The organism is Pseudomonas sp. GL_117 (assembly GCF_057835125.1).
The window spans coordinates 5,739,121-5,753,092 of record NZ_CM174418.1 but is presented as its reverse complement, the minus strand read 5'-3'; the positions used below and the strand labels follow the sequence as shown (position 1 = coordinate 5,753,092).

Annotated in this window: 14 protein-coding genes; 8 read left to right on the top strand and 6 right to left on the bottom strand. The window is 61.6% G+C overall.

What is annotated here, in order from left to right; all coding sequences use genetic code 11:
* Nucleotides 1-72: 72 nt before the first annotated feature.
* On the top strand, nucleotides 73-459 hold the full coding sequence (locus AC3ISR_RS26335) for an MAPEG family protein (protein ID WP_463983620.1): 387 nt from the start codon (nucleotides 73-75) through the stop codon (nucleotides 457-459).
* A 127-nt stretch (nucleotides 460-586) separates the two neighbouring features.
* On the opposite strand, the gene mltA is transcribed toward AC3ISR_RS26335, so the two are convergent.
* Entirely contained in the window at nucleotides 587-1,771 is a 1,185-nt protein-coding gene (gene mltA, locus AC3ISR_RS26330; RefSeq protein WP_463983619.1) for a murein transglycosylase A, read from the bottom strand.
* Between the two features lie 130 nt (nucleotides 1,772-1,901).
* Between mltA and AC3ISR_RS26325 the strand changes: the two genes are divergently transcribed.
* Nucleotides 1,902-2,351: a c-type cytochrome gene (locus AC3ISR_RS26325; protein ID WP_192299924.1), complete on the top strand. Its 450-nt coding sequence runs from the start codon at nucleotides 1,902-1,904 to the stop codon at nucleotides 2,349-2,351.
* A gap of 6 nt (nucleotides 2,352-2,357) precedes the next feature.
* Here the strand turns inward: AC3ISR_RS26325 and AC3ISR_RS26320 are convergent, their stop codons facing one another.
* The 5 genes from AC3ISR_RS26320 to AC3ISR_RS26300 all read right to left on the bottom strand — a co-directional run bounded on the left by AC3ISR_RS26320 (nucleotide 2,358) and on the right by AC3ISR_RS26300 (nucleotide 7,326).
* Complete coding sequence (locus tag AC3ISR_RS26320; RefSeq protein WP_192299923.1) at nucleotides 2,358-2,753, bottom strand: DUF1090 domain-containing protein; 396 nt, start codon at nucleotides 2,751-2,753, stop codon at nucleotides 2,358-2,360.
* Nucleotides 2,754-2,791: 38 nt separating this feature from the next.
* Nucleotides 2,792-4,456 (bottom strand): NAD-dependent DNA ligase LigB, encoded by a 1,665-nt coding sequence (gene ligB / locus AC3ISR_RS26315; RefSeq protein WP_192299922.1) that lies wholly within the window; start codon nucleotides 4,454-4,456, stop codon nucleotides 2,792-2,794.
* A gap of 95 nt (nucleotides 4,457-4,551) precedes the next feature.
* Nucleotides 4,552-4,902 carry a hypothetical protein gene (locus AC3ISR_RS26310; RefSeq protein WP_192299921.1) on the bottom strand — a complete coding sequence of 117 codons (351 nt, stop codon included), beginning with the start codon at nucleotides 4,900-4,902 and terminating at the stop codon, nucleotides 4,552-4,554.
* 218 nt (nucleotides 4,903-5,120) lie between these two features.
* Entirely contained in the window at nucleotides 5,121-6,311 is a 1,191-nt protein-coding gene (gene metK, locus AC3ISR_RS26305; protein WP_192299920.1) for a methionine adenosyltransferase, read from the bottom strand.
* A 19-nt stretch (nucleotides 6,312-6,330) separates the two neighbouring features.
* On the bottom strand, nucleotides 6,331-7,326 hold the full coding sequence (locus tag AC3ISR_RS26300; protein WP_192299919.1) for an ArsR/SmtB family transcription factor: 996 nt from the start codon (nucleotides 7,324-7,326) through the stop codon (nucleotides 6,331-6,333).
* A 259-nt stretch (nucleotides 7,327-7,585) separates the two neighbouring features.
* Between AC3ISR_RS26300 and tkt the strand changes: the two genes are divergently transcribed.
* From tkt to fba, 6 genes are all read left to right on the top strand, one after another.
* The gene (gene tkt / locus AC3ISR_RS26295) at nucleotides 7,586-9,583 is read left to right on the top strand and encodes a transketolase (RefSeq protein ID WP_192299918.1); all 1,998 of its coding nucleotides are present in this window, start codon (nucleotides 7,586-7,588) and stop codon (nucleotides 9,581-9,583) included.
* Between the two features lie 159 nt (nucleotides 9,584-9,742).
* Entirely contained in the window at nucleotides 9,743-10,798 is a 1,056-nt protein-coding gene (gene epd, locus AC3ISR_RS26290) for an erythrose-4-phosphate dehydrogenase (RefSeq protein WP_192299917.1), read from the top strand.
* A gap of 17 nt (nucleotides 10,799-10,815) precedes the next feature.
* Nucleotides 10,816-11,979, top strand: a complete 1,164-nt coding sequence (locus tag AC3ISR_RS26285; RefSeq protein ID WP_192299916.1) for a phosphoglycerate kinase — start codon at nucleotides 10,816-10,818, stop codon at nucleotides 11,977-11,979.
* Between the two features lie 29 nt (nucleotides 11,980-12,008).
* Nucleotides 12,009-12,236, top strand: a complete 228-nt coding sequence (locus AC3ISR_RS26280) for a hypothetical protein (RefSeq protein ID WP_192299915.1) — start codon at nucleotides 12,009-12,011, stop codon at nucleotides 12,234-12,236.
* A 47-nt stretch (nucleotides 12,237-12,283) separates the two neighbouring features.
* The gene (locus AC3ISR_RS26275) at nucleotides 12,284-12,616 is read left to right on the top strand and encodes an MliC family protein (RefSeq protein ID WP_192299914.1); all 333 of its coding nucleotides are present in this window, start codon (nucleotides 12,284-12,286) and stop codon (nucleotides 12,614-12,616) included.
* Between the two features lie 264 nt (nucleotides 12,617-12,880).
* Nucleotides 12,881-13,945, top strand: a complete 1,065-nt coding sequence (fba, locus tag AC3ISR_RS26270) for a class II fructose-bisphosphate aldolase (RefSeq protein WP_192299913.1) — start codon at nucleotides 12,881-12,883, stop codon at nucleotides 13,943-13,945.
* The last annotated feature ends 27 nt before the right edge of the window (nucleotides 13,946-13,972 follow it).

Genomic DNA, 13,972 nt, shown 5'->3' with positions numbered 1-13,972 from the left:
CGGTGAGTGCGGCGTGTCAAATTTAGTGCTAAAACTCTAATTTCTGTTTAAAAACCAAAAAAGGAAGCAGTGATGACGGTGGCCTTCTGGTGTGTGTTGATCGCGATTTTCCTGCCTTACCTGTGCACGGGTGTGGCCAAGTTCAGCGGCGGTAAGTTCGGGCCCCGGCAGAACCATGATCCGCGTGCGTTCCTGGAAACGCTTGATGGGGTCGCCAAACGTGCGCACAACGCGCAGCTCAACAGTTTTGAAGTCACCCCGGCGTTTGCGACGGCGGTGATTGTCGCGCACCTGGCCGGCACGGCTGAGTTGGTGACGATCAATGTGCTGGCGGTGTTGTTTATCACCAGTCGCCTGCTGTACATCATTTGTTACCTGGCGGACTGGGCGATGTTGCGTTCACTGGTGTGGTTCGTGGGCATGGCGTTGATTGCGAGTTTCTTCTTCATCTCGATCTAAAGCCTGATAACAATCCCCTGTGGGAGCGGGCTTGCCCGCGAATGCGGCGTATCAGTAGCGAATTTGCTGGCTGACACTGCATATTCGCGGGCAAGCCCGCTCCCATACTTTTGATCTTCAGCGCTTGTCAGCTCCCGGTAGTGACTTGCGGCACTTGTGGCAATGCTGCGCCTTTAGGCCACAACATCCAGATCTGCCCCTGCTGCTTCATATTCCCCGCCAGCTCACCCGCTGCTGCGCCAGTGCCCCAGAACAAGTCCGCACGCACTTCGCCGGTGATTGCACCGCCCGTGTCTTGCGCGGCTACAGGTCGCGCGATGGGCGAGCCATCCGGCTTGGTGGTGGACAGCCACAACAGACTGCCCAACGGAATCACCTTGCGATCCACCGCCACGCTGTAGCCGGCAGTCAAGGGTACGTTCAGCGAACCGCGCGGGCCTTCGTTGCTGTCGGGGCGCACGCTGAAGAACACGTAGCTGGGGTTGCTCGCCAGCAGTTCCGGGATGCGCTGCGGGTGGGCCTTGGCCCAGGCACTGATGGTGCCCATGGTCACGTCTTCTTTCTTCAACTCGCCTTGCTCCACCAGCCAACGCCCGATAGGGCGGTAGGGGTAGCCGTTCTGGTCGCCATAACCGATGCGCAGTTGGCGTCCGCCGGCCAGTTGGATACGGCCCGAGCCCTGGATCTGCAGGAATTGCAGGTCCATCGGGTCGGTCAGCCAGGCAATCGGCTTGGCGGTGGAGCCCTGGCCATTGATCGCACTGGCGTCGTCGTAAGGCTTGAGCACCCGGCCTTCGAGGCGGCCGCGCAGGCGCTTGCCCTTGAGTTCGGGGTAGATGCTTTCGAGGTTGACGATGATCAGGTCATCCGGCACGCCGTACACCGGCACGTCGGCTTTGGCGGTCTTGGTCAGGCTGCCGGGGTAGACCGGTTCGTAGTAGCCGGTGATCAGGCCGTTAGGCGTGTTGTCGGCCGAACGCAGGCCGAAGACATCCAGGCGCTCTTTGAGAAACCCGCGTACCGCCTCGGCATTGCCCGGCACCGTAGCCGCTGCGGCGCAGGTCGCGCCCCAGATCGGGTCGGCCTTGAGGCGTTGGCAGGCACTGCGCCAGGATTCAAAACCGGCCAGCAGGTCGCTGTCGGATACCGCCGGCAAGGCTTCCCAGGGGGCGCTCACATAGGTGGCCACGGCGTGGGGTTTGGAAGTTTCATCTTTGGCTGTTTCTTTCCCCGCATCGCAACCGGCAAGCAGCGCGATCAGCGGTAGAGCCCACGCCAGGCGGCTGCTCCAAGGGTTGAGGGTGACATTCATACACGTATTTCCTGAAGCGATTGCCCGCGCCGTAGCGCCTGTTGGGCAACCCTTATTATTAATAGGGCTATTGGTCTTTGTGGGCTGGGCGAGGATACTGGCCGCCGTTTCCCGTGACCCTGAAGCCACCATGACTTTTAAACGATTGACCGTTGTATTGCTGGCCTGCATGACACTGTCCGCCTGCGGCGGCGTTGATCCGAATTCGCCCTTGGGCCAGCGCAAGGCGATCTTCAAACAGATGCTCAAGACCGGCGAAGACCTGGGCGGCATGCTGCGTGGGCGCATCCCGTTCGACGGCGCCAAATTCGCTGAAGGTGCGGTCAAGCTGGACGCGTTGTCCCATGAGCCATGGAAGCACTTTCCGAGCGTGCGCGAAGAAGACCATAGCAGCGCCAAAGATGATGTCTGGCAGAAACAGGCGCAATTCCAGGAACTGGCCCGCAACCTTGAAACGGCCACCGGTGAATTGGTAACCGCCAGCCAGGTGCAGCCTTACAAGGCCAGCAACCTGGGGCCTGCGGTGCAGAAAGTCGAAGATGCCTGCAGCGCGTGCCATAAGCAGTTCCGCGACCACTAAGCGATTTTACTGGTCGAGCTCTTCCACAGCGTCCTGCAGCTCTTTACGCGACTCGGCAAGCTTGTCCTTACGCTTGTTGATCTTGTCCGCGTCGCCTTTTTTCATGGCCTTGTCGAGGTCGGCCTGACGGCGGCTGACTTCGTGCTTGGCGTCGAGCACCTTGTTTTCCCGTTCCTTTTTCAAGGACGCGTCGGTGCAATTGGCGGTGACTTCGCTCAGGGCTTTTTCCAGGCCGGCTTGCTGGGCGCTGTTGCCGTGGGCCTTGGCTTGTTCGATCTGGGCGCTGATGGCCTGGCGCTTGGCGGCGCAGCCGGTGAGTTGCGGGGCGTCTTCGGCGGCCAGCAACGGCGTGGCCATGAAGCTTGCGACGGTCAGCAGGGCAAACGGTGCGAGAAATTTCATGTGGAGCTCCAAGGTCGCAATCTGATGGCCGGGCGGGTTCAAAACCCGTCGATCCCGGCCGCGCGTAATGTTTCAGCCATGGCCAGCACCTGCGGGTCGCGAAAAAAGGCGCTCAATTGCGCCGCGCGACCGGGGCCGATGCCGTCGGTTGCCAGCCAGGCTTGGGTGTCTTTGGCAGCCAGGGTGTGCCAGCCGCCTTCCAGGTTGTTGCGTGCCGTAGGCGGTACGCCGAGGGCTTTGAGCCATTGTGCAAAGGGCCGTTGTCGCGCGCTGCGCAGGCTGTCGAGCACTCGCGCGCGACTGCGATCACCGAGGCCGTCAATGTTAGCAAGCTCTGCCGCATCCAGGGTCAACCAATCGAGAAAGCCTGCGATTAGACCGGCCTGGATCAATACGTTCCACGTCTCGCGGCCCACATGGGGCAGCGCCAGGCCCTGACTACTGCTGAGCCAGGTGAGGCGGGCGAGCAATTGCTCTTCGCAACCGGGGTCCAGTTGCCAGCAACTGAGGGCGTGAAAGGCGCCGGCGTCGGGGGCGTGCACCTCGACACGCTCGGTGTTGCGCAAAATCACCTCGTCCAACCGCGGGATCACCTGGCCGGCGAGGCTGATGGACACCTGATCGCCGGGGCGTATGTCCAGCGCTTGCCAGCGTTTCAATGAGCCGGCGCTGACGCGACTGATCTGCCGGTCATCCAGGCGCACCGGTTCCAGTTCCAGGATCGGCGTGATGCGCCCGGTGCGGCCGATCTTGAACTGCACCTTGCGCACCAGTGCCAGGGCCTTGGTGACCGGGTACTTCCACGCGACCACCCAGTAAGGCGCGCTGACTTTCCAGCGCTCGGCCGGTGCGCGCAATGCCTGGTGCAGTACCACCCCATCGCTGGCGAAGGGCAACGGGTGGGTGTACCAATAAGTGCGCCAGTGCGCGGCTTCGCTGATGCTCCGGACCGGCTGGCTGTAGCGCTGGCTGTCGGTGAAACCCAGGTGTGCGAGGGTATTCAGGCGTTCGCTGAATGAGGCCGGGCCGTCGGGCCAGGCCCAGACAAACAGGCCGATACCGGCGGCGTCGGCGTCGCTCAGCTGTTGGCGGTTCATCAGCCCGGCCACCTTGCTGCGGGCATTGAGCCCGCCGTGTACCGATTGCACATGGTCGGTGAGGCGCCAATAGAGTTCACCTTGCAGGACCAGGTCGATGGGCTCCGGCAGGTGCTGGACAATGCCGGGAATCCTGCGTGCGGCGGCTGACCAGTCCTGGCCCTGGAGACCGTCGCCGCGGCTGATCAACCGGCTCAGGCGGCCCTTGCGATACACCAGGGTCACAGCCACGCCATCGATCTTGGGCTGAATCCAGACATCCTGGCGGCTGCTCAGCCAGGCCTCGACAGCGTGTTCATCCAGGAGTTTTTCCAGGCCGGTATGGGCGACAGGGTGGGGGTGGGTGCCCCGGGAACTGGCCAGGGGGTTGTCTGCTGGCGCCGTGGGTTGGGGCGCGCACTCGCGCCAGCGGGCCAGGCGCTGGCGGGCCTGGTCGTAAAGCTCGTCGCTGATGGGGGACTGCCCGAGCCGGTGGTAACTGTCGTCCCACTGGCGGATCTGCGCGGACAGGCTGTTGATCTGTGTCCGGGCGTCATCGGGGCAATCCTCGGCCCACGCCCAAAAAGCGCACATGCTGAGTAAAAGAGCCATCACTGAACGCATCATGAGCATCCTTGCTCGGAAGGGGAACCCAGCCTAAATGATCCACACGCCCACAAAAAAGCCCCGACGGTGCGGGGCTTTTTACGGGGTGTTTCTGCTTACTTGAACAGGCCGCCCAGTGCTTTCACGGCGTCGTTCTTGTCGGCCTTGGCTTCGGTGGTTTGCTGCTTGGCGTCGGCCTTGGCCTGGGTTTCGGCGAGTTTGTCACAACCTTTGTTGACTTGGTCCTGCGCTGCTTTGAAGGCCTTCACGGACAGCGTGTCGTTCTTGGCTTCGGCGGCATCGATCTTGGTTTGCAGGTCTTTGGCGTGTTGCTGGCAGTCGCCGGAGTTGCCGCCCAGTTGGGAACTCAGGGCGCCGCTCAGTGCGCTCAAGTCGGTGCCGGCGTGAGCAGGCAGGGCGAACAGGCTGAGCAGAAGGGCAGCAGGGGCGAGCGTGGAGATGCGCATGAAAAACCTCAATGTTCGATTGCTCGCGCGCGGATGAATCCCGGGCTGGCGCAAGGCAATATCCAAATAAGGTGAAGGCCCGAGAGGGCGCGGATTCTAGTGGGCCATTATTTGGCCTGCAAGGTTTGGATCCAAAAAATGTGAACATCACCGCGAATCATCCGGCAATAAAAAGCCCCGCCGGGCGAACCCGGCAGGGCTTTGGGTACTGCGGGCGATTACAGGCCGGCAGCGACGCGCAGGTCGTTGGCGCGGTCGGTTTTTTCCCAGGTAAACGTGGTGAAGGTGTCGTCGCCAACCGTCTTCTGTGCAGGGGTGCGGCCGAAGTGGCCGTAGGCTGCGGTTTCCTGGTACATCGGGTGCAGCAGGTCGAGCATGGTGGTGATGGCGTACGGACGCAGGTCGAAGACCTCACGCACCAGCTTGACGATCTTGTCATCGCTGATCTTGCCGGTACCGAAGGTATTCAGCGAGATCGACGTAGGCTGGGCCACACCGATAGCGTAGGAAACCTGAATCTCGCAACGCTCGGCCAGGCCGGCCGCGACGATGTTCTTGGCCACGTAACGACCAGCATAGGCCGCCGAACGGTCAACCTTGGACGGGTCTTTGCCGGAGAACGCGCCGCCGCCGTGACGGGCCATGCCGCCGTAGCTGTCGACGATGATCTTGCGGCCGGTCAGGCCGCAGTCGCCCACTGGGCCACCGATGATGAACTGGCCAGTCGGGTTGATGTGGAACTGGGTGTCTTTGCTCAGCAGTTCGGCTGGCAGCACATGCTTGACGATCAGCTCCATCACGCCTTCGCGCAGGTCGGCGTAGGACACGTCCGGGTTGTGCTGGGTCGACAGTACGACAGCGTCGATACCGACGACTTTGCCGCCTTCGTAACGGCAGGTCACCTGGGACTTGGCGTCCGGACGCAGCCATGGCAGCAGGCCGGACTTGCGCGCTTCAGCCTGACGCTGCACCAGTTGGTGCGAGAAGGTGATCGGGGCTGGCATCAGCACGTCGGTTTCGTTGCTGGCATAGCCGAACATCAGGCCCTGGTCGCCGGCGCCCTGATCTTCAGGCTTGGCGCGGTCGACACCCTGGTTGATGTCGGGGGATTGCTTGCCGATGATGTTCATCACGCCGCAGGTCGCGCCGTCGAAGCCGACGTCGGAGCTGTTGTAGCCGATGTCGGTGATCACATCACGGACGATCTGCTCCAGGTCAACCCAGGCCGTGGTAGTCACTTCGCCAGCGATGATCGCTACACCGGTTTTCACCAGAGTCTCGCAGGCCACACGGGCGTGCTTGTCTTCAGCAATGATGGCGTCCAGCACCGCGTCAGAAATCTGGTCGGCGATTTTGTCCGGATGCCCTTCAGACACGGACTCGGAGGTGAAAAGGGAGTATTCGCTCATCTCGATGTTTTCCTGATATTTACCGATGGTGAGTGTCGCCAGCCGGTCGCTGAAAATGGCGGACCTGGATCTGGAAACCATTACGTAAACCTACATAGAGGCTTTCCCCGGGAACGAGTCCCGCAGCGGTGGCCCAACGGGCCAGATCGTCCTGTTCAAAACCCAACCAGAGATCACCGCAGGCCTCCTTGGCCCAATTCTGGTTGTGGCTGCATAAATCCGTAACCAACAGGCTACCGCCGGGGTGCAGGAGCCCGGCCATTTGCTTGAGGGCGTCGGCGGGGGCGGCGAAATGGTGCAAGACCATGTTCAGCACCACGCAGTCGGCCTGCAGGGTTGTGCCATTGAGCGCGTCAGCCAGTTGCAGCGTGACGTTGCCCAAAGCCTCGCGCTCGCAGAGCTGGCGCGCCAGTTCGAGCATCGCCGGGCTGTTGTCCAGCGCACTGACGTGCTTGAAACGGCATGCCAGGTCTGGCAGGAAACCACCATCCCCAGGGCCGACCTCCAGCGCGCTGGCTTCATCACTGAAGCTCAGCTTGTCCAGTAGCGCCAGTACGCTTTCGCGGTATTGGGGCAGACCGGCAATCAGGTCCTGTTGGGCGCGAAACTTCTCGGCCACCCGTGAGAAAAAGTCCTGGCTGGCCGCAGCACGCTGCCCGTGGACCTGGGCGATGCGCGCTTGCACGTCGCCCGGCAGGTTCAGGCCATCGACTTCTTCAAGCAGGGCGGCGTGCAGCTTGCCACCGAGCAGGTCGGTGTGGGGCAGGGCGCGACGGTAGAAGATCGCGTTGCCTTCGCGGCGGGTGGCCACCAGTTCGGCCTGGGCCAGCACCTTCAGGTGGTGGCTCATGCCGGATTGACCGATGGCGAAGATCTGCGCCAGTTCCAATACGCCAAACGAGTCGTTGGCCAGTGCGCGCAGTACGTTCAAACGCAACGGATCGCCGGCGGCCTTGCACAAGGCTGCCAGTTCATCGCCGTCATCGGGACGCAGGGAGGGCACGGGTAGATTCATAAGGCCAGCAGTCTAGTGACGGGTGCAAGGCATCGCAAGGTCAATATCAAAAAGTTTTGATATTGATCGATAAGTGGCGGTCATAAGCAAGCACTCCAGCCTTTAGACGAACGGGTGGCCGATTTCTGCAAGGGATTGGCGCACAAAGGGCAGGAAAAACCGCTCAAGTGACTATCTGTCATTGCCCGCAGGCGGTGGCTGAGGGAAAATGCCGGTCCTTTTTTCCGTTTCTTTTTATTCAAACCCCAGGAGATCAGCGATGCCCAGCCGTCGTGAGCGTGCCAACGCCATTCGTGCCCTCAGCATGGATGCCGTGCAAAAAGCCAACAGCGGCCATCCCGGTGCCCCGATGGGCATGGCGGATATCGCCGAGGTACTTTGGCGTGACTACCTGAAACACAACCCGAGCAATCCATCGTTCGCCGACCGTGACCGCTTTGTGCTGTCCAACGGCCACGGCTCGATGCTGATTTACTCGCTGCTGCACCTGACCGGCTACGACGTCACCATCGATGACCTCAAGAGCTTCCGCCAGCTGCACAGCCGCACCCCGGGTCACCCGGAATTCGGCTACACCCCAGGCGTCGAGACCACCACCGGTCCCCTGGGCCAAGGCCTGGCCAACGCCGTTGGCTTCGCGCTGGCTGAAAAAGTCCTGGGCGCACAATTCAACCGCCCTGGCCACGACATCGTCGACCACCACACCTACGTGTTCCTGGGTGATGGCTGCATGATGGAAGGCATTTCCCACGAAGTCGCGTCCCTGGCCGGCACCCTGGGCCTGGGCAAGCTGATCGCCTTCTACGATGACAACGGCATCTCCATCGACGGCGAAGTCGAAGGCTGGTTCACCGATGACACCCCGAAGCGTTTCGAAGCCTACAACTGGCAGGTGATCCGCAACGTCGACGGCCACGATCCGGAAGAGATCAAGACCGCCATCGACACCGCTCGCAAGAGCGCACAGCCGACCCTGATCTGCTGCAAGACCACCATCGGCTTCGGTTCGCCGAACAAGCAAGGTAAAGAAGACTGCCACGGCGCCCCACTGGGTGACGCGGAAATCGCCCTGACCCGTGCTGCGCTGAAGTGGAACCACGGCCCGTTCGAAATCCCGGCCGACATCTACGCCGAATGGGATGCCAAGGAAAAAGGCCTGGCGACCGAAGCCGAGTGGGACCAGCGTTTCGCTGCCTACTCCGCCGAGTTCCCGGAGCTTGCCAACGAGCTGGTACGTCGTCTGGCCGGTGACCTGCCTGCCGACTTCTCGGAAAAAGCCTCGGCCTACATCGCCGAAGTCGCGGCCAAGGGCGAGACCATCGCCAGCCGTAAAGCCAGCCAGAACACCCTGAACGCCTTTGGCCCGCTGCTGCCGGAGATCCTCGGCGGTTCGGCCGACCTGGCCGGTTCCAACCTGACCCTGTGGAAAGGCTGCAAGGGCGTGACGGCGGAAGACGCCAGCGGCAACTACATGTACTACGGCGTACGTGAGTTCGGCATGAGCGCCATCATGAACGGCGTGTCCCTGCACGGTGGCCTGGTGCCTTACGGCGCGACCTTCCTGATGTTCATGGAATACGCACGCAACGCTGTGCGTATGGCTGCGCTGATGAAGAAGCGCGTGATCCACGTTTACACCCACGACTCCATCGGTCTGGGCGAAGACGGCCCGACGCACCAGCCGGTCGAGCAGCTGACCAGCTTGCGTACCACGCCGAACCTGGACACCTGGCGTCCAGCCGACGCGGTGGAATCCGCCGTGGCCTGGAAGCACGCCATCGAGCGCAAGGACGGCCCTTCGGCGCTGATCTTCTCGCGTCAGAACCTGCAACACCAAGTGCGTACCGACGCGCAGATCGCCGACATCGCCCGTGGCGGTTATGTGCTCAAGGACTGTGCTGGCGAGCCGGAGCTGATCCTGATCTCCACGGGTTCCGAAGTGGGCCTGACCGTTCAGGCGTACGACAAGCTGACTGAGCAAGGCCGCAAGGTGCGTGTGGTTTCGATCCCGTGCACCAGCGTGTTCGATGCCCAGGACGCCAGCTACAAGCAATCGGTCCTGCCGTTGCAGGTCAGCGCGCGTATCGCCATCGAAGCGGCTCACGCCGACTACTGGTACAAGTACGTGGGCCTGGAAGGCCGTGTGATCGGCATGACCACCTACGGTGAGTCGGCGCCGGCGCCAGCGTTGTTCGAAGAGTTCGGTTTCACCCTGGACAACATCCTGGGTCAGGCTGAAGAGCTGCTGGAAGACTAAGGCTGTAAATTGGGGTGGCTGTACCGACGCCTTCGCGAGCAAGCCCGCTCCCACACTTGACCGAGTTCCAGCATGAGAATGCGGTCAAAATGTGGGAGCGGGCTTGCTCGCGAAAGCGGTCTAACAGTCACCCCTCTACCCAAGGTAATCGAGAACCCCATGCCTCAACCGCGTCCCTACAAAGTTGCACTCAACGGCTACGGCCGCATTGGTCGTTGCGTCTTGCGTGCTCTGTTCGAGCGAGGGGCGGCTGCCGGGTTTGAAATTGTTGCGATCAACGATCTGGCCGACATGGCCAGCGTCGAATACCTGACACGCTTTGACTCCACCCACGGCCGTTTCCCAGGCGAAGTGCGGGTCGAGGGCGATTGTCTGCATATTAATGGCAACTGCGTGCAGGTCCTGCGCAGTGCCACCCCCGAAGGCATCGACTGGAAAGCACTGGGCGTCGACCTGGTGCTGGAGTGTTCCGGTGTCTATCACACCCGTGCCGATGGCCAGCGTTTTCTCGACGCCGGCGCGCCGCGTGTGCTGTTTTCCCAGCCGATGGCCAGCGAGGCGGATGTCGACGCCACCATCGTCTACGGCATCAACCAGGATTGCCTGACCGGCGCGGAGCTGTTGGTGTCCAACGCCTCCTGCACCACCAACTGCAGCGTGCCGCTGTTGCGCCTGCTGGATCAGGCGATTGGTGTGGACTACGTGTCGATCACCACGATTCACTCGGCGATGAACGACCAGCCGGTGATCGACGCCTACCACCATGAAGACCTGCGTCGTACGCGTTCGGCGTTCCAGTCGGTGATTCCGGTGTCCACGGGCCTGGCGCGCGGCATCGAACGACTGCTGCCGGAACTTGCCGGGCGAATCCAGGCCAAAGCCGTACGGGTGCCGACGGTGAACGTGTCTTGCCTGGACATCACCATGCAGACCGTGAGCGACACCGATGCGACGGAGGTCAACCGTATCCTGCGCGACGCCGCCACCAGCGGCCCGCTCAAAGGCCTTTTGGCCTACACCGAGTTGCCCCACGCCAGTTGTGATTTCAACCATGACCCGCATTCGGCGATTGTCGATGCCAGCCAGACCCGCGTTTCCGGCCCGAGGCTGGTGAACATCCTGGCCTGGTTCGACAACGAATGGGGTTTTGCCAACCGCATGCTGGATGTTGCAGGACACTATCTGCACATCGCCTCCAAACAACCTCAACAGTAATTCAGGAACTGCGACCCATGACCGTGTTGAAGATGACCGACCTCGATCTGCAAGGTAAGCGCGTACTGATCCGCGAAGACCTCAACGTCCCAGTCAAGGACGGTGTTGTCACCAGCGATGCGCGAATCCTGGCCTCGCTGCCGACCATCAAGCTGGCCCTGGAAAAAGGTGCGGCCGTGATGGTCTGCTCCCACCTGGGTCGTCCGACCGAAGGTGAGTTCTCCGCCGAAAACAGCCTCAAGCCTGTAGCCGATTACCTGAGCAAGGCCCTGGGCCGCGAGGTGCCGCTGGTGGCTGACTACCTGGCTGGCGTCGACGTTAAAGCCGGCGACATCGTGCTGTTCGAAAACGTGCGCTTCAACAAGGGCGAGAAAAAGAACAGCGACGAACTGGCCCAGCAATACGCAGCGCTGTGCGACGTGTTCGTGATGGATGCATTCGGCACCGCTCACCGTGCCGAAGGTTCGACCCACGGCGTGGCCAAGTTCGCCAAAGTCGCCGCTGCGGGCCCTTTGCTGGCCGCTGAACTGGACGCACTGGGCAAGGCCCTGGGCGCGCCGGCGCAACCGATGGCGGCCATCGTTGCCGGTTCCAAAGTCTCCACCAAGCTGGACGTGCTCAACAGCCTGAGCCAGATCTGCAACCAGCTGATCGTTGGCGGCGGTATCGCCAACACCTTCCTGGCCGCCGCCGGCCACCCGGTGGGCAAGTCGCTGTACGAGCCGGACCTGCTCGACACCGCCCGCGCCATCGCCGCTAAAGTCAGCGTGCCATTGCCGGTAGACGTGGTCGTCGCCAAGGAATTCGCCGAGAGCGCCGAAGCCACCGTCAAGCTGATCGCAGACGTGGCTGCCGACGACATGATCCTGGACATCGGTCCGCAAACCGCGGCCAACTTCGCCGAACTGCTGAAAGCCTCCCAGACCATCCTGTGGAATGGCCCGGTCGGCGTATTCGAGTTCGACCAGTTCGGCAACGGCACCAAGGTGCTGGCCAAGGCCATCGCTGAGAGCTCGGCGTTCTCGATTGCCGGCGGTGGCGACACCCTGGCGGCCATCGATAAATATGGCGTTGCTGATCAGATCTCCTACATTTCTACCGGGGGTGGCGCGTTCCTCGAGTTCGTCGAAGGCAAAGTCCTGCCGGCGGTTGAAGTGCTGGAAACACGGGCCAAAGGTTAAGGCGCGTGATCCGGAAAAGGAGCATTCCCATGATCAAGACGTTGGCACTGGTGATCGCAGCGGGCCTGTTGGCCGGCTGCGGCAGCACGCCGAACGCGGCGTCCGAGGCCGGAACGCCTGGGGCACAGCCGAAAAAAAGCTGCTACCAGGCTGACTGGCAAGCCGAGACCATGCCGGTGATCAACAAGCGTATCGGCAATGAACGGCTGGAGAAATACGACGCTGCGCCCAACGGTCAGGAACAGGGTTGTCCTTGACGGGTCTGATCAATTGGCGGCCGTTGGTCGCCTCACGAGGATTGGCAATGAAAGGCGTTTTCGCCCTGGCAGCCCTGGCCCTGTTGGCCGGCTGCAGCAGCATGAACATGTTCAACAAGGCAGAGCCTGCCGACAAGTGGACCACCTGGACCTGCGACAGCAAGGCCGAGGTCAACTGGCGCTTTGCCAATGCAGCCCGCAGTGAGGTGGACGTACGCCTCGGCGGTTCTGACCAGGTCTACCGCCTCAAGCAAGACGTCGCCGCCTCGGGTGCGCTGTACGCCAACGACCAATTGGCGTTTCACACAAAAGGTGAGGAAGGCCTGGTTTACTGGGTCGCCACCGACGATTTGATCGGCCGTGGCTGCAAAGCTCAATAGTTGGATCAATAGAGTTCAAATGTGGGAGCGGGCTTGCCCGCGAAAGCGGTGGGTCAGTTAGCGAATTCGGCATCTGGTACACCGCCATCGCAGGCAAGCCAGCTCCCACATTGACCCCGTTTCAACTTCAGATTGGTTAAATCCAATCAGCAATAACGATTCAGCAGGCCAGGCAAGCAAACCTGACCGGCAATAACTTGAATAGCAGTCGCCGCTACGGCAGGCTTGCACGATTAACGACCCTCGACCGGGAGAGACAACACAATGGCACTTATCAGCATGCGTCAAATGCTGGACCACGCAGCCGAATACGGCTACGGCGTCCCAGCCTTTAACGTCAACAACCTTGAGCAGATGCGCGCCATCATGGAAGCCGCTGACAAGACCGACTCCCCAGTGATCGTCCAGGCTTCGGCCGGTGCCCGCAAATACGCTGGCGCGCCGTTCCTGCGTCACCTGATCCTTGCCGCGATCGAAGAATTCCCGCACATCCCGGTGTGCATGCACCAGGACCACGGCACCAGCCCTGACGTGTGCCAGCGCTCCATCCAACTGGGCTTCAGCTCGGTGATGATGGACGGCTCCCTCGGCGAAGACGGCAAGACCCCGACCGACTACGAGTACAACGTACGCGTTACCCAACAAACCGTCGCCATGGCCCACGCCTGCGGCGTGTCGGTTGAAGGCGAGTTGGGCTGCCTGGGGTCCCTGGAAACCGGCATGGCCGGCGAAGAAGACGGCATCGGCGCCGAAGGCGTGCTGGATCACAGCCAGATGCTGACCGACCCGGAAGAAGCCGCTGACTTCGTCAAGAAGACCCAGGTCGACGCCCTGGCCATCGCCATCGGCACCAGCCACGGCGCCTACAAGTTCACCAAGCCACCTACCGGCGACGTGCTGGCCATCGACCGCATCAAGGAAATCCACAAGCGCATCCCCAACACCCACCTGGTGATGCACGGTTCTTCCTCGGTGCCGCAAGAATGGCTGGCGATCATCAACCAGTACGGCGGCGACATCAAAGAAACCTACGGCGTACCGGTTGAAGAAATCGTCGAAGGTATCAAGCACGGCGTGCGCAAGGTCAACATCGACACCGACCTGCGCCTGGCGTCCACGGGTGCGATGCGTCGCCTGATGGCTACCAACCCGAGCGAATTCGACCCGCGTAAGTTCTTCGGCGCCACTGTGACTGCGATGCGTGATGTGTGTATCGCGCGTTATGAAGCGTTTGGTACTGCCGGTAATGCTTCGAAGATCAAGCCGATCTCGTTGGAAGCGATGTACCAGCGGTATTTGAAAGGTGAGTTGAACGCCAAGGTCAACTAAGCCCCAAGCGTTTAAAAAGAAGCCCGC